The organism is Stenotrophomonas sp. YJH_SMC_105-26, from assembly GCF_059368915.1.
The window spans coordinates 78,316-93,903 of record NZ_JCAFSD010000009.1 but is presented as its reverse complement, the minus strand read 5'-3'; the positions used below and the strand labels follow the sequence as shown (position 1 = coordinate 93,903).

Genomic DNA, 15,588 nt, shown 5'->3' with positions numbered 1-15,588 from the left:
CCACGGCGTCATTAAGCCCGGCGGCCCTGGGGCCGGTATTGATCTTGATCAACCAAAGGCGCCATAACGGCGCCTACCTGACAAATATCAATCTGCGGCGACGCTGACGTCGCTTGCACGGCGCTGCACGCCACGCTGGCGCACGCTGTCACGTACATCGACATCAAACTGAAGATGCAGCGGTTGCGGTTGCAGGGGGAGTTCGTAAGAGAGTCCATCACGGCACGGCAGGCGCTGCTGCAACGCTAGCACATCCTCCTGAGGCAGCGCGAACCGCAGCGCCGTGACGCTGCCATCCAGCCGCGCCTGTTCGCCTGCATGCAGCTGCAGCGCGCAGGAAAAGCCGCCCAGTGCCCCCAGGTCGGTCCGGCTGGTCACCCACTGCCCCGCCAACAACTCGGCCAGCTCGTTTTCGTCAATGCGCAGTCGTACGGACTGCGACTGGATCTGCACTTTCATGCGGCAGAGCCTCCCATTGGATGGGGGTATTGCAGTTCAGCAGGCGGGCATCGCCATCGTCGGGCAGGCGCAGCTCGATGCTGCCCAGCTGTCGCTGCAGGCGGTACAACGAGCGCGGCCCGTTCACGTCCATCACCATCGACTGCAACAGGGTGCGACAGCTGCGGTCAGTGTTCAACCGCATTGGCAGCGGTTGCCCGCGGAAATGCACGCAGCGAGCGTCACCTGCGTCACGCAACCGCCAAAGAAGTTGCCGGTCGAGCAGCGGCATGTCCACCGCCACCACCCAGACAGGGCCATCCGGCAGCGTCTTCACCACGCTGTAGAGCCCCCCCAACGGACCGCAGCGCGGCACCAGGTCGGGGACCGACTCGACCCCCGGCAGCACCGGGTAGCTGCCGCTGACCCGTAGCGTCTGCGCACCCGCGGCCTGCAGCAGCGCGCACATGTGCGCCAGCAGGGACCTGCCCTGCCAACGCAGCAAGGCCTTGTCCTGGCCCATGCGGCTGGACAGGCCACCGGCCAGCACGATGCCGGCCATGGCCGGCAGGTCAGTGGGCGTGATCGTGGACATGTCCGTCGTCGGCGTGCTCGGCGCTGGGTTGGCACAGGCTGCAGCCTTCGCTCCACTCGCTGTCGCCATCCTGGTAATGCTCCTGCTTCCAGATCGGCGAGCGGTGTTTGACCGCCTCGATCAGCTGCCGGCAGGCACGGAAAGCCTCGTCACGGTGGGGACTGCCGGCGGCAACAACCACCGCCACCTCACCCACCGCCAGGCGGCCCCTGGCGTGGGCCACGTACAGCTTGATGCGCGGGCCGAACTCGGCCTCCACCTCGGCCACCAGGCGCTGGAACTCGTTGAGTACCAGCGGCTCGAACATGTCATAGGTGATGCCCTGCACCGCGCGCCCTTGGTTCAGGTCGCGCACCTTGCCGATGAATACATCGATGCCGCCAAAGCCGGGGTCGGACACAAAAGCGATGCCCTCGCCCGGATCAATCGCGGCGGCGCTGCGCTCGACCACTTTCCATAGATTTTCCGCGCTCATTTCAACCTCCGCTCACCGGTGGCAGGATGGCCACACGACCGTCCGCAGGCAGCGGCTCGCTGTCGCGCAGCACGCGCTTTTCATCGGCAAACACCGAATAGTCCACCAGCCCGGCACGGAACCGGGGGAACCGTTCCAGCAGCAACTCGCGCAATGCCCGGCGCAGGTCCACGATGTGTTCACCGTTCACCCGCACGCTTAGCTCGCGACGATGATCCAGCTCGGAAAACACACCAAACAACTGCACAACGACCTCTCTCATGCTTCCTCCTGCCGGGCCAGTTGCAGCGGCTCGCGATGCCCCCAACCCTGCACGCGAGCCAATGTGCCGGCCGGGGCCAACGCATCCTCACCTTCCAGAATCGCCCAGGCGTTGGCCTGCAGCATGGTCTTGAGCCGGAACGATTCCTGCCCGGACAACACCCGCACGCTCAGCCGCCCCCCCGCATCCAGTTCCACCCGTGCCCGTGCGTGCATGCGCAGCCCCGGTGGCTTGCGCACATCGCCCTGCAACGGCAACTGCAACTGCGCCTCTTCTTCCAAACCCAGCATGCGGCGCAACACCGGCTCCACGAAGAAGCGCAACCCCACTGCCGCGGATATCGGATTGCCCGGCAGGCCGAAGTACAGGCAACCATCGGCCAGGCGGGCGAACAGCAGCGGCTTGCCCGGGCGGATGGCGACCTTGTGGAACAGCACGGTGGCACCACGGGCACGCAGGGCATCAGGGATGAAGTCATAGCGGCCCTGCGACACCGCCCCCGTACTCAGCACCACGCGCGCGCCGGCGGCCAAGGCCGCGTCCAGCGCAGCATCAAAAGCAGCCACGTCATCGCCAACGACACCGTTCCAGACCACATCAGCACCCGCGGCGTGCAGGCGGCTGACCAGGAAGGGGCGGTTGCTGTCGCGTATCTGCCCGGACTGCAACGGCTGGGCCGCATCACTGATCAGCTCCTTGCCGGTGCTGATGACCGCCACCTGCGGCCGCTGCTGCACCTGCACCCGGGCTGTCCCGAGGGCATGCAGCAAGGTCATGGCGTTCACATCCAGCGACGTGCCAGCGGCAAGCACGGTTTCGCCCAACTCCACGTCCTGGCCGCGCAGCCGCACGTGTTGCCCGGGCGTGACCATCGCCTGCAGACGCACGCGCGCAGGACGCCCCTCCACGGCATCCAGCACCTCCACCTGCTCGACCGGCACCACGCTGTCCAGGCCGGCCGGCATGCGCGCACCCGTCATGATTTCCCAGGCCTGTGCTGCCTCCCCCTGTGCTGCGGCATCGCCTGCGGCCTGCCAGCCGGCAACCTGCAATATGGCACCGGCAGGCAAGGGCTGGCCGTCCGCGCACAGGGCGAAGCCGTCCATCGCAGCATTGTCGAACGGTGGCAGGTGCTGGGCACTTACCACTGGCGCAGCCAGCACCCGGTCTGCTGCCTCGGCAATCACCACCTGCTCGGTCTTTGGCGTCGGCGCCTCGGCCAACAGGATCTGCAGGGCCTGCGCGTAAGTGATCATGCGTGGCTGGCCCCGTCGATCATCGCCAATGCATGGCCCAGCACCGGCGTGAGAATGCTCATGCACTGTGCCGCGGCACGCGGGCTACCCGGCAGGGCGATGACCAGCATGCCCCCCAGTTGCACCACCTCGGCACGGCTCAGCCATGCCAACGGCGTGTGCTGCGCGCTAAGGCCACGGAGCATCTGCGCCAGCCCGGGCACGCTGCGCCCACCCAGCGACTGCAACGCCTCTGGAGTGAGATCGCGCGGTCCCAGGCCCGTGCCGCCAGTGCACAGGCAGATGCGGATGCCGCTGGCGGCGAACGCGTGCAGACGCCCGGCCAGCGGCTCGATGCCATCGGCCAGTACTTCCGTGCTGACCACTTCGCCGCCCAGTGCACGCAGCCCCTCGGCCAGCACTGGCCCGGATTCATCCACATAGTCGCCCCGGCTGGCACGATCGCTGAGCGTGATCACCACACAGCTCGCACCTTGCAGCTGTCTTGGCGGACGCGGGCGGAAGCGCTCACGCTCCTCCGCATCCATACCCTGTGGGTGCAACCACACGCCGCTCTTGCCGCCTTCCTTGAACAGCAGCCGGACACCGCCGATCTCCAATGCGGGCTCGACCGGCTTGCTGAGGTCATACAAGGTCAGCAGGGCCGCGTTGACCCCTGCCAGCGCTTCCATCTCCACCCCGGTACGCGCTTCACTGGCGCATTCGCACCACACCCGGATGGCAAGCCGCTCCGGCGCCGGCGCGCAGTAAACCCTCACCAGTTCCAGTGGCAGCGGATGGCACAGCGGCATCAACGCCGAGGCCATTTTGGCCCCCTGCAGGCCAGCAATCTCGGCCATCACCAGTGCGTCCCCCTTGGGCAGACGTCGCTCGACGATCAGGGGATAGGCAACAGGCCCGGCGACAAGCTCACCCACCGCCACCGCGCGGCGACGGGTAATGCGCTTGTCACGTACATCGGCCATATGGAATGCCGCACTCATCTGCCCACTCATTGCTTGTCTCATCCTCCAATCGAGGCCAGATGCGGGGTCAACCCGGTCTGGCCGAAATGCAGTCCATGCCCGGCTGCCTTCAGCCCAAGCTGGGTGGTGATGCGCGCCAGCAGCGCGCCCTGGTCCTCATCTGACTGCAGCAGCGGCCGCAGTGCGATGCCGAAGTCACCGAACAGGCACAACCGCAGATCGCCGCGCGCGGTAACCCGCAGGCGGTTGCAACCTTTGCAGAAATCCTTTGAGTAAGGAGCGATGATGCCGATGCTGCCGCGATGGTCGGGATGACTGAACTCACGTGCGGGGCCCGCATCGGCAGCGCGTCTGCGCTCGCTCCAGCCAGCAGCCAGCAACTGCCCGACGATCACATCGGCGCACAGATGGTGACGTTCAAAGTAATCGCGGTTGTCACCGGTGCGCATCAGTTCGATGAAACGCACGCTCACTGGCCGGTCGCGCAGGAAGGCCATCCATTGCGGCAGTTCGTCGTCATTGAGGCCGCGCAGCAGCACGGCATTGAGCTTGACCGATTGCAGGCCCAACGCCTGGGCCAGGGCGATGCCTTCCATCACCTCGGGCAGGCGGTCATGTCCGGTGATGGCATGGAAACGCTCGCGACGCAGGCTGTCCATACTCACGTTGAGCGCAGTCAGGCCCGCACGATGCCAGCCTGGCAGGCGCCTGGGCAGCAGGCAGCCGTTGGTGGTGATGGCAACCTTGCGCACGCCCGGCACCTGCGCCACGGTGGCGATGATCTGGTCCAGGTCCTTGCGCAGGCTCGGCTCGCCACCGGTCAGGCGGATCTTGTGCATGCCCAGCGTGGCAAACGCCCGTACCAGCCTTGCGATTTCATCCACCGCAAGAAAGCGCGGCCGGCCGTCGGCCTGGTAGCCGTCGGGCAGGCAATAGCTGCAACGGAAGTTGCAGGCTTCGGTCAGCGACAGACGCAGGTATGGAAAGCTGCGCCCGAAGCCATCGGTGAGTTGGCTCATGGCTGTTTCACCTCCTGACTGCACGTATCCACGCTCGCCCGGCATGCCGGGGTTCCCTCGCCTGTAGTGACTGACCGTCAGCCTACGTGGGGCTTTGAAGCGATGGCATGACTTAAATCAATCAAGGGCACCGCCATGCCTTGCGAAGCTATGGCAGCATACCCTTTACCAACGCCCTGTCCTGTGACCCCGATCATGATGCTGAACGATTTCAATGGCCTGCTGCAGGCAGCAGGACAGCAAACCGAGCCCCAACGCCTGTTGTTTGTGTTCGTCAAAGCCGACCTGCCCGAATCACCCACCGCCGATCAGCATGCCCGCCACAGCAACGGCGAAGGTGGCACGTTGAGCCCGGTGCTGTGTGTGGACAAGGCCCCGCAGGAAATCGCGTCCTTCCAGACCCTGGCCGCCGAATCCGCCCAGACCGGGCTGGTCTGGGACCTGGTGTTTGTTGCCTCACTGGATGGCCGTGGCGGCATTGCCCCGTCCAGCGATGAAGCAACGCAACCACTGCGCCTGATGGTCAACGCGGTCAACGACGGCCAGATCAGCCGTTTTGCCGCCTTCGATCGCGATGGCACACCGGTGCAGTTCTACTGAGCCAGCAGCTGCAGCATCAGGAAGAACACCACCAGCACCGTATTCAAGCCCCAGGCCACGGTCAGGCCGCGCGCGGCAACACCGTAATTGGGATTTTGCGCGCTCGGCGCCGCCCGCCATACCGCCGGGATGATCCAGCCCGTATACAGCAGCAGCGCCGCGAACAACGCCAGCAACAACGGGGTGCGCCCCTGCGCCAACGCCCAGAGGGCGGCGGCCCATAACAGGTTGCTGGGGATCACCCCCTGCAGCCAGAACACGCGCCAAAGTCGGGAGGGCGGCAGCTTGTCACCTTGGGCGTGGAGGGAACTGACAGCGGTCATGGCTGCAACTCCTAGTCAGCGAGGCATGGGTACACTTTGCGCCGCCGAGGCGGGCGGGTCAAATCCCTGCCCGGTGTCGGCGCGCGCGGACAGAGCCCAACGCCCAGGCGAGCCGCCCGAACGGCCCGCACCATACTCACCCCAGCATGTCCGGCCGGAACAACGAACGGCGGCTGATCATCCTGCCTGCCGTCATGAACACTCCATCGCCGGTGTAATGCAGCGTACGCGGATGCCTGGGCGACACTGCCACATGCGCCTTCACCACCTCGAAGACGAAGAAGTTGTAGCGCTCCACCAGCGCATCTTCGTGCAGACGGCATTCGAGGTTGGCATGACACCGCCCCAGCAGCGGCGCACGCACCCGGGATGCCCGCACCGGCGCAAGATCGAACAGCGCGTACTTGTCCACCGACACGCCACTGCAGTTGCCGATGCGCACCACCGTATCCGCCAACGCGACCGTCGGCAGGTTGATCACACACTCCCCACTACGGCGGATCAGATCGAATCAGATTACCGGGGTAAGTCATTGAATGTCAATGAACTCTTCACATAAACGAGGCAGAAACACCCCTTTTTGTACCCCCAAAAGCAATGGATGCCCATGTACATACACGGACAGTTTCATACACAACTCAGGGTAAGTCGATGATACGTAATGATTAGAGCCCATGGGTTCCTCTCGCCGCCCGGCTGAAAAAGGAGCATCAGTGCGGAGTTGGGAGCCGCCCTACCAGCCAGGTCGAGGCCACTTTGCTCCTCAATTGCTTGCCTCAAATGACTTGTTAGTAATATAACTAACAAGCCTACATCTAGCTCCAACTCACGACTATGGAGCGCCATACCAATGATGACTCTGCCTGCGATAGCTCTACCTGTCCGGGACGGCTTGCCATCCCTACACCTACCTGTTCTAGCCTCGACTGCAGCCTGCGGCTTTCCTAGCCCTGCCGAAGACTTCTTCCGGGAAGAGGACCGCTTGGATCTCAATGCCAAGCTGGTGCCTAACCCACCAGCTACGTTCCTTGTGCAGGCCGACTGCGGCGGGTCGATGGCCGATTTCGGTATCCACGACGGCGATCTCTTGGTTGTCGATCGCTCGATCAGTCCACGACCTGGGCACACAGTCGTGGCTCTGTGGGAAGGTGGCTTCGTCTGCAAGAAGCTCTACATGCGTAACAACTGCATGGTCCTGGCCAGCGGTAGCGGATATCCCTCCATCATCGTGCCAGAGGATGTCGAGCTGGAAATCTGGGGGGTGGTGCGCAGTTCCATCACCCAGCACCTCTGATCTCAACTCCTGATACATGAGCCCCGTACCGTGCCCGCATGCGCTACGGACTTATCGACGGCAACACCTTCTATGTCTCATGCGAGCGGGTCTTCGACCCCAAGCTGCGAGGCAAACCCACTGTTGTGCTTGGCAATGGCGATGGATGCTGTATCGCCCTGTCGCCAGAGGCGAAGGCCTTGGGATTGAAAATGGGTATGCCCATCTTCCAGGTCCCCAAGGACATCAGAAAGCAGGTCTTCGTCAGGTCAGCCAACTTCGCGCTGTACGGGGATCTGTCAGCCAGGATTGTGACGATTCTTCAGGATCTCTTCCCCAGGGTGGAGATCTATTCGATCGATGAAAATTTCGTCGACCTGGCAGGCCTCAAAGACCCTCTTGCGGCCTGCCTGGAAGCACGCCAACGCATCCTGCAATGGGTGGGCATTCCCTGCTGCGCTGGCCTGGGTGCCACACGCACCCTGGCCAAGGCAGGCAACAAGCTCGCCAAGGACCAGTCCAAGCGTGCCGTCCATTCGGGCTCCTTGGCCGTCTTCCATGCCACCGCACAGAACGTCAACGCTCTGGCCGTCGAGGATGTGTGGGGAGTGGGCAGGCGCTACGCCGAACGCCTGGCAGGCGAAGGGGTAAGAACTGCTGCAGATTTGGCCGCACTCCCCACCGACCATGTTCGTGCGCACTATGGGGTAGTTCTGGCCCGCACCCAAATGGAGCTGCGGGGAATTCCCTGCAGCGATCTGGAACTGGAAGAACCCGAACGCCAGCAACTGGTGGTCAGCCGTACATTTGGTCGTGAAGTGACCGACCCGATGGAGGCCCTGGCCACGTTCTGCAGCGTAGCCTGCGAGAAGTTACGCAAGCGAGGCCAAGCGGCAGGTGCACTGTGGGTCTGGCTGGACGGCAACCCCTTCAAGGGCGATTCGTTCCATGCCCGCAGAGCCGCACCCTTCCCCTTTCCTACGCAGGACACAGGGGAAGTCCTACGGACAGTGCGACGCCTGGCCAAGTCGATCATGGATCAGGCAGACCGTGGCCAAGGCATCCAGGCCTATAAACGTGGAGGTGTGGGTCTGACCAACTTGGTACAGGCTGAAGCCCGTCAGGCAGACCTCTTCGTTGGCCCTAACGAGAAAGCCGAACGCACCATGGCCGTGCTGGACCAGATCAATGCGAAGTTCGGCAGAGGCACTGTGGGAGTAGGCAACGTGGGCTGGCGGGTTGGTGGAGCCAGACTTGGAGAGCAGTCCAACGTGACTATCAACGCTCAATGGCGACCCATATTGCATTCGTTGTCGCCCAGCTATACAACGAAGTGGGGCGACCTTCTGCAGGTGCGCTGACAAGGATCGGCGACATAGCGATCATCAAACACTAGACACAACCAAAAGGATGATGGTTAAAAATGGAAGAAAGCAACATCGAATCAGGGAAGTACAAGCCGCGCTTCGACTTCGAAAAAGATCAAGCAACAGACCAATCAACAACTGGAAGCATCAACGATCTTTTGAATGAGCTCAATTACGAGCTTACAGAAACGCCAAGTGGCGGCAAATCAAAACACTCCGATGCCTCCGGAAAAACAATAACCCGCAAGGAGCTAAATGGAGTCATTGGCTTCATCAACTCTACATTGGAACAAGAGATTCCAAACGGGAATTGCACCCTCCCAATCTCTACTCTAAAAACAATCAAGCTCCTTTACCTCAAGAACGACTCCAGCGACACTCAGTTACTCCAAAGAATCTCGAAACCAGGAACCATCAAGGCCACCTTCGAGCACTGGACAGAACGCAACACCCCAAGAAATGAAAAGACCATAAAAGCAGCCTCCTATCTCATGTCCACGCTTGAGCTTGAGATCGACGAGGAGAGACTTAAGCACATCCACATCAACAGACTCACACCATCGAAACTCCTTGAATGCTACGCAAGACACATAAAGGAGCTTATAGAACCTATCTACATGGCTTTCGCCGGCAATGATGAAGCCATTGCAAGCGCCTTTATGTTTGGCGCACATCAAATAGAAAGCTATCAACCATCACCTATCTCGTCCATCAAAGAATCCGCTCCCGCTCACGAAAGGCTGTACATCTATTTGCTAACACTCCCATTCCTGCACTTCGTTGGCGAGTATCAGCAGGTTGTCGAATCAGAAAACGACGAGTTGAGAAAATACAATATAGAGCCACTCTTCGCTCACTCCATCTCCTCACCGACGGAGTGCAATGCCCTATTGCGACCTGTCACATCACTCGCAGCCATTCACTTCTTCCTGCAAACCCATGCGAATGAGCTGGCACGCTTGGTTCACCAAGCCACTGGTGAAGAATTTAGATCCAGCGAGATCACAAACATAGCCGACGAAACGCAGAAGGTTCTGCATGCCTATGTCTTCCACGAGTGGCACAGAACAGATCCCGAGGCCGTCAATATCTCAATGGCAGACTGCATCGCAGCCATATCAGCCATAAAGATACAAAAGAAGATAAAAACGAAGTACACGCCCTACTGGAAAGGGCAGATCTCTAGTGAAAAAACGGTATCTCGTCTACTGAGCCACCTGGATCCATCAAGAGACATCCGAGAGCTGTATGAAGAGGATTACATTCCGCAAGGCGCAATGATTACTCTCTATCATCGATACTGCATCGTCTTCTCATTACTATTCGGACGCAACAACCGAATGGAAGCATTCATGAAATTTCAGCTCGCCTACCTGAAACACATGACCATAGCTCATTCTCACTTCGATCTCGTAGCAGGCAACGAATACGAGACAGATATCAACATTTTTTGCGAAGACCTTATTCAATACATCGAAGATCAAGCCACTTCGCATGCAATGTAATTTTTAACTTGCATCACCCTTATACATATGTAGAAACTCACTCACGTCCTTCGAAATAACAACACGAAGAACGAAAGGCATCGAAGGAAATAGAAATCAAATAGAACTGACGATAGATTACAGGCAGGGTGTGGTACGCGCACTTACCCTTTCTATCTAATCACAACAATCTTCGATCATGAGTATCTACCGGTAGCCGACAAGAATCACTCTTGTCGGCTTTTTTTATTCTCCTTAGAGAAAGGGTGATACAGCAATGGCAAGCTTCCATTACAGCATCAAAAGTGGAAAGAAAGGCAGCGCACGCAGGCACGCCAACTATATCGATCGTAAAGGATCTCATAGTGACAAGGAGGACCTTGTCCAAACAGGACATGGGAACATGCCCGAATGGGCAGGAGATGATCCGAAACGGTTCTGGAGCGTTGCTGACAAGCATGAGCGTGCCAACGGAGCAGTGTACCGAGAACACGAAATCACTCTTCCGAGTGAGCTCAGTACTGAACAGCAGGTCGAACTTGCCGACCGCCTTGCAAAGAATCTCGCAGGGAAAAAACCCTACCAATACGCGCTTCATGCACCTGAAGGAAAACTCGGTGGCGATCCGAACCCGCACATCCATCTGATGTGCTCGGACAGACTGCCTGATGGCATCCCCCGTACACCTGAACAGACCTTCGCCCGCTACAACGCCAAGAACCCTTCCGCAGGCGGATGCCGCAAGGATAGTGGCGGAAAGAGCCCAATGGAGTTGAAGCAGCAGGTGACTGCACAGCGAAAGCTTGTAGCGGACACCCAGAATCAGTTCCTTGCTGAGAACGGATACTCCGCCCGTGTAGACCACCGCAGCTTGCGCGACCAGGGCATTACCAGGTCACCGGAGCGCCACCTCGGCCAACGCTTCGTCAAGGAGATGGCAGATGCAGAGAAGTCGCAGTATGCACAATGTCGTAAAGCCGTGAAGGCAGCTTCATCAGTTGAAAATCTGGGAGAGGTAAGTGCCTAACCCAGCGATTCTGCGACAAAGTCGCAGAATCGCAATGGCACCTACTGACCACAGCAGAAAAGCCCCGGCATATCGCCGGGGCCCCCTTGGCATCAAGACCGCTTACAGTGCCCTCCGGTCAAAGTAGTGATTCATCAAGCGCAGATACATCCTCTTGTCCCGGTACCCACTGCAGACCTGAATTGCTCCCTGACCTTCAAGAATCGAGATAGCTGCATTCAGCCTTGCTCGGTCACGTACAGGTCCATAGCGCAAAACCTGGTTCTTGGGAACGTACGTATCCGAATAAATCCCTTTCCACCACTTGGCATACAGATACCGATCCAAAGCTTGAGCATCGACCTGATCCTGCGATACCACGAACGCTGGTGAGAACAGATGCTTGTACTCATCAACATGCCACCGAACGATGTCGAAGGCACGATTGATCGTATCGAGGGTGATGTCACCTCCCTCTCCACTGAAGTACTGCATCGATGCAGCGAGTCGTGCCACGATCTCCATGATCTTTGCCGCGAAGTCATTGATATCACTCAAGTACTCCCCGTCGCGCAGCAAAGACTCAGTTTCTGATGCCAACTCTACCCAGCGTGCCCTGGCATCGATGGAGAAGGACACCACTTCACGAGCAATGGCGCCCGAGGCTGACCGCTCCTTGTACTTGAACAACAGCTCCGCGATTCGCTCATGGAATGCCGGCAAATGCTCCCACACCGGTTCTACGTCCTCGATTCGCCGGTAGCCCATCATGGAGCGAGGCCACGCAACCAAATAGCGTGCCCAGTGTCCACTCCCCTTTGCAACAGAGCCTCGCCTATTGAGGAACTGCTTGAACGGTTCGTACTGGGTCATGATGCTCACAGAAACGCGCGGATTCATCGCAATCAGATGCTCGTTCTCCGCACGATCCAACGGCATCATTCCTGGCGAATCCCAGAGACGATTGAGCAGGCCCACATTCGCCATTGCCTCGCTCTTGAACAGCATATGACCTTCGTCAGTCGTGATGGCGATGGACTCACCATCACCCTGAACGGCCTCCATGATGGCCTTGGCCGTGATGTCCTGCCTCAGGAAGCAACGCAGGCGGGGCTGCAGAGGTTTCTTTTCTGAAAACTCCTTCAGCTGTGCCTCGAGTGCTTCGACAGACTTGCCAGCAGCAACTGCTTTACTGATCGCGCTCCTCAGCCCCTTCATCTTGGCCGTCCAGAGTCCATAGTCGATCTCATAAGCCTCAGTCTGCTGCTTGAACGCAGCCATCTCCTTCGTGTCTGCATCGCGGAAAGGCGCCTGCAGTAGCTCGAACACCGTGGACTTGCGCTCACCAGACTCAGCCACAAGCATCAAGTTCTGGGTTACAGGCTTGATCTGTCCGGTCGGCAACTTGACATCAATCAGACCTTGGCACGCCATCGAAATGGCATTGATAAGACCCATGCCAACCATGGCGTCGGGAACTTGAACGTTGCGAAGGAGCTCAAGGCCTGCCTCACGAGCAACATGGTGAAAGGTTTCCAGGGGATATTTGGGGGCATAACGCTGCCAATTGGTTGTCATCATGCATCCTCCTCTGTCGAGCCAACCGCGGTCTGTTCTTCAACCTCAACCAACAGATGGCCACAGCTCTGGCACCGAGCAGCATCGCCCTCCGCATGGCGACGAAAACGCTCCTCCTTGAGCAGCTTGCGGAACTGAATCAGGTTCAGATCATGCTTGTACGCAGCATTGAACTGCTCTACCAAGATCTTCTTGCTCATCTTCTTTGCGATGTGCTGTTCCAGGATCGGATAGGCCTGCCTGAAGTCCTGCTCCAGCTTGCCCTTCCCCTTGGTCGACTGTTCACTCAAAGCGTGCGTGAGCGCGTCAAGCGGCGAAGAGTGGACTGCAAAATTAGCCATCATCACTTCTCCTCCTTCGCACGACGGAACTTCACTGCACGGCCTTCTACCCATGCCATTGCCTCATGCGTCCAGTAGAACTTCGGGGACAGTTCGCTGTCATAGAGCGGAATGCCCTTCGGGAAGTCCGGATCGGTCTTCATCAGCTCGTATGCCTTGCTCCTGCTGACGCGGAGCAGCTTGATCAGCTCCTTCAGACGCAGCGTCGGACTATCCGGCCAACCTGCTTTCCCAGCACTGTTGTTCTCTTCGGCCAAAGTCATGCTTTTGTCTACGCCCTGGCGCAGACTGGACGTCATGTGCTTCATTTGTTGATTCCTTCGTTGTGTTGAACGTTTCAGGAAGGAATCCGGCCGGTTTCCTATCGAAGGTGATTGGCCTCCGACGTGATCAGTGTCGATATGCTGCTGTTGGGGGTACAGGGAAAAAAAATCCAGGTTTTTTCCAGGGACGCGCACAACCGACCAGATCAAAGAAAAATCAAACACTTACATACCAGGGAGCTTTCGCTCCCTGGCATGTCTCGTCCTTTGCGCCCACAAACCGGTCCGTTCCATCCGATGTCCGCTCAGGACCTGAACTGCCTCTTGTCCGTACCTGATACAGATCCGTACCGGTACGGCTCTCCTACGACACCAACCGAGACGCTTGCGCTTTCAGTCTGTCCTTGAGACTTCCGTTCGCTGATACCTGCACAACTTCACCCTGGCCTGATGGATAGAACTCCTCGACCACGGCCGGCACGTCTTCGTCCAGGTCCTCGAAGGCCCCGTTAGCGAAGCCCTGTCTCGCCGCCTCATCCAGTGCAGCTTGGTCGATCCCCGCTGCAGCTCTTGTTGCGTGTCGCTCAATCGCCTCTGCGACAGCCTGTTCGAGCGTCAGCCCGCTCCGAACCACCAGATCGACGTAGTAGATCGCTGATCGGTAGCTCATCGTCGTGGACTTGCCCCGCAGCTTCAGCTCGAGCGGCAGACAAGACAGCCTTCCGCCCGACACTGCACTGAGGTAGTGCAGCCGTGCTGCCAGTGTGCGGATGGTGTTGTAGGAGGTGGTGCGCAGAACAAAGCTACCCATCACATCCCCCGCCCCGTCCCCAATGACCACATTCAAGCGGGCATAGGCTTTGCAGCCCCCACTGGCAAACTGACACCCATCCGGACCAGGACAAGGCAACGTCTCCATGCCTTCAGGCCCAGCACGCCGGCAGGTGTCTCCATTGCCTACACACAGCGGTCTTCCGTTCTCGCGATTGAACAGCGAATAGTCAGCCCGGAGGTTCAGGGTTGGATCGTCGAAGAGCAGGCGCACCGGGATGGATCGCAGCTTGTTACCCTCCGATGCCTTCCGCAGCTCTTCATCCAGCGGGTGCAGCACCCAGCCATCACGGTTCTGTACCTGGCTGGTGAGGGTGAACTGGTCGTCCTTTTCGGGCAGCCGCTTGCCATTGCGCTCTACTACCCGGCCGATGGAAATACGCCCAATCACGGGCGGCGTTATGGCCAGTCCCTTCAGCATGATGTGACCTCTTTGATCGTGGTGTTGATCCGGAATCGGCGCGACCCCGGACGGACTGCCGTGTAGGCCGCAGCGATCTCCGGGTGCTCGGCTGCGAGCCGCTTGGTATCCAGTGACGTGCCATCCTTACTACGGCGGTAGATGACTTCTCCCAGTGAGCCGAACCGGGCAATGGAAGCGTCCCCCATGGCTTGCTGCAGTGTCTGCTTGAGCAGTTCTACCTGCTGTTCCTGCTCTGCAACTGCCTCAGTGAACGAGACAAGGTTGGTGAAGGTCTCGACCAATTCCGGGTCCTGACTGAAATCGACAACGGTGTCCTTGCCTGGGTACAAGCTCCGCAACGCCCTGGCCGCTGACTCCGAGCCATCGGCTGCTGGCTCGATGTCATTGATGACGTGCTCCCAGAACCGGACCTCCAATACCACCAAGCGGCTGATGATCTCTTCGTCTCGCTCAATACGGTGGATCCTCAGCGCCTGGCCACACAGCAGCACTGCCACATCTGCTGCCTGCTTCCCCGTCACTGCCAACTGATGCTGTACCTGCAGCTGCACGTACTCGGGAACCCCGTCTTTCCACAACCGAGAGCCGAACTCCCCTGCTGTCTTGCACTCAAGGATTTGGACCCCCGGGGAACCAATTACCTCTCGATCGAGGTTGGCCAGCATGTGCGGAAAGGTCGGGTGCTGCAGAACGGCGTTGACCCGACGTACCCGGTTCCCCGTGCGCTCCTGGTAGGCCGTGGCCACCATGGGTTCGAGCAGGGTTCCCCAGTAGCGGGGATCCTCTTGTCCAGGGGGGATCTCTTCCATTGGCTTGCGGCCCGTCTTCTCCTGCCACAGCTCCAGCTGGCTCTTGTAGGGGTTCAACCCGACGGCGGTGGCAGCATCCGAACTACCGATGCCGCCATTGCGGACCTCCAGCCACTGCTGGCGATCCAGTGAACGCGTATCAACCAAACGCAACGCGGTGTGCTTGCTCATTGGCAATCTCCGGAATAGAAAAGGCCGCCTTGATGGGCGGCCTTGGTCAGGTCTTTCATTTCAAGCTATCGATGTGGGCAAGATGAATGGGCGAAGCGACAGCACTGA

The 15,588-nt window shown here is 59.4% G+C and carries 19 protein-coding genes; 5 read left to right on the top strand and 14 right to left on the bottom strand.

Features of this window, described 5'->3' with window-relative positions:
- Positions 1–87 precede the first annotated feature (87 nt).
- From AC5P7F_RS17890 to moaA, 7 genes are read right to left on the bottom strand one after another with little or no spacing between them, the layout of a single operon-like run.
- Positions 88–459 (bottom strand): DUF7009 family protein, encoded by a 372-nt coding sequence (locus tag AC5P7F_RS17890; protein ID WP_099475678.1) that lies wholly within the window; start codon positions 457–459, stop codon positions 88–90.
- Positions 416–1,033, bottom strand: a complete 618-nt coding sequence (locus AC5P7F_RS17885; RefSeq protein ID WP_495204189.1) for a molybdenum cofactor guanylyltransferase — start codon at positions 1,031–1,033, stop codon at positions 416–418. Before AC5P7F_RS17885 ends, AC5P7F_RS17890 begins: the two co-directional genes overlap by 44 nt.
- Entirely contained in the window at positions 1,011–1,508 is a 498-nt protein-coding gene (locus AC5P7F_RS17880; RefSeq protein ID WP_004146494.1) for a molybdenum cofactor biosynthesis protein MoaE, read from the bottom strand. The genes AC5P7F_RS17885 and AC5P7F_RS17880 overlap by 23 nt, the downstream gene beginning before the upstream one ends.
- Position 1,509: 1 nt before the next feature.
- The gene (locus AC5P7F_RS17875; RefSeq protein WP_004146493.1) at positions 1,510–1,770 is read right to left on the bottom strand and encodes a molybdopterin converting factor subunit 1; all 261 of its coding nucleotides are present in this window, start codon (positions 1,768–1,770) and stop codon (positions 1,510–1,512) included.
- The gene (locus AC5P7F_RS17870; RefSeq protein WP_135965906.1) at positions 1,767–3,026 is read right to left on the bottom strand and encodes a molybdopterin molybdotransferase MoeA; all 1,260 of its coding nucleotides are present in this window, start codon (positions 3,024–3,026) and stop codon (positions 1,767–1,769) included. Before AC5P7F_RS17870 ends, AC5P7F_RS17875 begins: the two co-directional genes overlap by 4 nt.
- A complete protein-coding gene (moaCB, locus tag AC5P7F_RS17865; RefSeq protein WP_099589911.1) occupies positions 3,023–4,021 on the bottom strand; it encodes a bifunctional molybdenum cofactor biosynthesis protein MoaC/MoaB in 999 nt (332 codons plus the stop codon). The genes AC5P7F_RS17870 and moaCB overlap by 4 nt, the downstream gene beginning before the upstream one ends.
- A gap of 8 nt (positions 4,022–4,029) precedes the next feature.
- A complete protein-coding gene (gene moaA / locus AC5P7F_RS17860) occupies positions 4,030–5,010 on the bottom strand; it encodes a GTP 3',8-cyclase MoaA (protein ID WP_032968965.1) in 981 nt (326 codons plus the stop codon).
- Between the two features lie 195 nt (positions 5,011–5,205).
- On the opposite strand from moaA, the gene AC5P7F_RS17855 reads away from it, so the two are divergent.
- Positions 5,206–5,610 (top strand): hypothetical protein, encoded by a 405-nt coding sequence (locus tag AC5P7F_RS17855; protein ID WP_004146485.1) that lies wholly within the window; start codon positions 5,206–5,208, stop codon positions 5,608–5,610.
- Here the strand turns inward: AC5P7F_RS17855 and AC5P7F_RS17850 are convergent.
- Together AC5P7F_RS17850 and AC5P7F_RS17845 are read right to left on the bottom strand one after the other, a co-directional pair.
- Entirely contained in the window at positions 5,604–5,933 is a 330-nt protein-coding gene (locus AC5P7F_RS17850) for a hypothetical protein (RefSeq protein ID WP_004146483.1), read from the bottom strand. The two genes, AC5P7F_RS17855 and AC5P7F_RS17850, sit on opposite strands and share 7 nt — an antisense overlap.
- Positions 5,934–6,069: 136 nt before the next feature.
- A complete protein-coding gene (locus AC5P7F_RS17845; protein WP_279920061.1) occupies positions 6,070–6,435 on the bottom strand; it encodes a flavin reductase family protein in 366 nt (121 codons plus the stop codon).
- A gap of 348 nt (positions 6,436–6,783) precedes the next feature.
- On the opposite strand from AC5P7F_RS17845, the gene AC5P7F_RS17840 reads away from it, so the two are divergent.
- The 4 genes from AC5P7F_RS17840 to AC5P7F_RS17825 all read left to right on the top strand — a co-directional run bounded on the left by AC5P7F_RS17840 (position 6,784) and on the right by AC5P7F_RS17825 (position 11,084).
- Positions 6,784–7,227, top strand: coding sequence for a LexA family protein (locus AC5P7F_RS17840; RefSeq protein ID WP_210434399.1), 444 nt, complete (start codon positions 6,784–6,786; stop codon positions 7,225–7,227).
- Between the two features lie 38 nt (positions 7,228–7,265).
- Positions 7,266–8,567, top strand: coding sequence for a Y-family DNA polymerase (locus AC5P7F_RS17835; protein WP_135965904.1), 1,302 nt, complete (start codon positions 7,266–7,268; stop codon positions 8,565–8,567).
- Positions 8,568–8,629: 62 nt separating this feature from the next.
- Positions 8,630–10,078, top strand: a complete 1,449-nt coding sequence (locus tag AC5P7F_RS17830; protein ID WP_135965903.1) for a hypothetical protein — start codon at positions 8,630–8,632, stop codon at positions 10,076–10,078.
- A 256-nt stretch (positions 10,079–10,334) separates the two neighbouring features.
- Positions 10,335–11,084 (top strand): MobA/MobL family protein, encoded by a 750-nt coding sequence (locus AC5P7F_RS17825; protein ID WP_329765477.1) that lies wholly within the window; start codon positions 10,335–10,337, stop codon positions 11,082–11,084.
- Positions 11,085–11,186: 102 nt separating this feature from the next.
- Here AC5P7F_RS17825 and AC5P7F_RS17820 read toward each other — a convergent pair whose 3' ends face one another.
- The 5 genes from AC5P7F_RS17820 to AC5P7F_RS17800 form a co-directional block, all read right to left on the bottom strand.
- The gene (locus tag AC5P7F_RS17820; protein WP_004146440.1) at positions 11,187–12,644 is read right to left on the bottom strand and encodes a YfjI family protein; all 1,458 of its coding nucleotides are present in this window, start codon (positions 12,642–12,644) and stop codon (positions 11,187–11,189) included.
- A complete protein-coding gene (locus AC5P7F_RS17815; RefSeq protein ID WP_070426734.1) occupies positions 12,641–12,985 on the bottom strand; it encodes a hypothetical protein in 345 nt (114 codons plus the stop codon). Before AC5P7F_RS17815 ends, AC5P7F_RS17820 begins: the two co-directional genes overlap by 4 nt.
- Positions 12,985–13,290: a helix-turn-helix transcriptional regulator gene (locus AC5P7F_RS17810; RefSeq protein WP_004146436.1), complete on the bottom strand. Its 306-nt coding sequence runs from the start codon at positions 13,288–13,290 to the stop codon at positions 12,985–12,987. The genes AC5P7F_RS17815 and AC5P7F_RS17810 overlap by 1 nt, the downstream gene beginning before the upstream one ends.
- Before the next feature lie 319 nt (positions 13,291–13,609).
- The gene (locus AC5P7F_RS17805) at positions 13,610–14,497 is read right to left on the bottom strand and encodes a recombination directionality factor (protein ID WP_004146434.1); all 888 of its coding nucleotides are present in this window, start codon (positions 14,495–14,497) and stop codon (positions 13,610–13,612) included.
- Entirely contained in the window at positions 14,491–15,480 is a 990-nt protein-coding gene (locus AC5P7F_RS17800) for a YqaJ viral recombinase family nuclease (RefSeq protein WP_329765478.1), read from the bottom strand. The genes AC5P7F_RS17805 and AC5P7F_RS17800 overlap by 7 nt, the downstream gene beginning before the upstream one ends.
- Positions 15,481–15,588 lie beyond the last annotated feature (108 nt).

Bases quoted from the DNA above. Each gene is read 5' to 3' on its own strand.
- AC5P7F_RS17885 (WP_495204189.1), bottom strand. From the start codon at position 1,033: ATGTCCACGATCACGCCCACTGACCTGCCGGCCATGGCCGGCATCGTG.
- AC5P7F_RS17875 (WP_004146493.1), bottom strand. From the start codon at position 1,770: ATGAGAGAGGTCGTTGTGCAGTTGTTTGGTGTGTTTTCCGAGCTGGAT.
- AC5P7F_RS17870 (WP_135965906.1), bottom strand. From the start codon at position 3,026: ATGATCACTTACGCGCAGGCCCTGCAGATCCTGTTGGCCGAGGCGCCG.
- AC5P7F_RS17830 (WP_135965903.1), top strand. From the start codon at position 8,630: ATGGAAGAAAGCAACATCGAATCAGGGAAGTACAAGCCGCGCTTCGAC.
- AC5P7F_RS17890 (WP_099475678.1), bottom strand. From the start codon at position 459: ATGAAAGTGCAGATCCAGTCGCAGTCCGTACGACTGCGCATTGACGAA.
- AC5P7F_RS17880 (WP_004146494.1), bottom strand. From the start codon at position 1,508: ATGAGCGCGGAAAATCTATGGAAAGTGGTCGAGCGCAGCGCCGCCGCG.
- AC5P7F_RS17805 (WP_004146434.1), bottom strand. From the start codon at position 14,497: ATGCTGAAGGGACTGGCCATAACGCCGCCCGTGATTGGGCGTATTTCC.
- AC5P7F_RS17825 (WP_329765477.1), top strand. From the start codon at position 10,335: ATGGCAAGCTTCCATTACAGCATCAAAAGTGGAAAGAAAGGCAGCGCA.
- AC5P7F_RS17835 (WP_135965904.1), top strand. From the start codon at position 7,266: ATGCGCTACGGACTTATCGACGGCAACACCTTCTATGTCTCATGCGAG.
- moaA (WP_032968965.1), bottom strand. From the start codon at position 5,010: ATGAGCCAACTCACCGATGGCTTCGGGCGCAGCTTTCCATACCTGCGT.
- AC5P7F_RS17850 (WP_004146483.1), bottom strand. From the start codon at position 5,933: ATGACCGCTGTCAGTTCCCTCCACGCCCAAGGTGACAAGCTGCCGCCC.
- moaCB (WP_099589911.1), bottom strand. From the start codon at position 4,021: ATGAGTGGGCAGATGAGTGCGGCATTCCATATGGCCGATGTACGTGAC.
- AC5P7F_RS17855 (WP_004146485.1), top strand. From the start codon at position 5,206: ATGATGCTGAACGATTTCAATGGCCTGCTGCAGGCAGCAGGACAGCAA.
- AC5P7F_RS17800 (WP_329765478.1), bottom strand. From the start codon at position 15,480: ATGAGCAAGCACACCGCGTTGCGTTTGGTTGATACGCGTTCACTGGAT.
- AC5P7F_RS17820 (WP_004146440.1), bottom strand. From the start codon at position 12,644: ATGATGACAACCAATTGGCAGCGTTATGCCCCCAAATATCCCCTGGAA.
- AC5P7F_RS17840 (WP_210434399.1), top strand. From the start codon at position 6,784: ATGATGACTCTGCCTGCGATAGCTCTACCTGTCCGGGACGGCTTGCCA.
- AC5P7F_RS17810 (WP_004146436.1), bottom strand. From the start codon at position 13,290: ATGAAGCACATGACGTCCAGTCTGCGCCAGGGCGTAGACAAAAGCATG.
- AC5P7F_RS17815 (WP_070426734.1), bottom strand. From the start codon at position 12,985: ATGATGGCTAATTTTGCAGTCCACTCTTCGCCGCTTGACGCGCTCACG.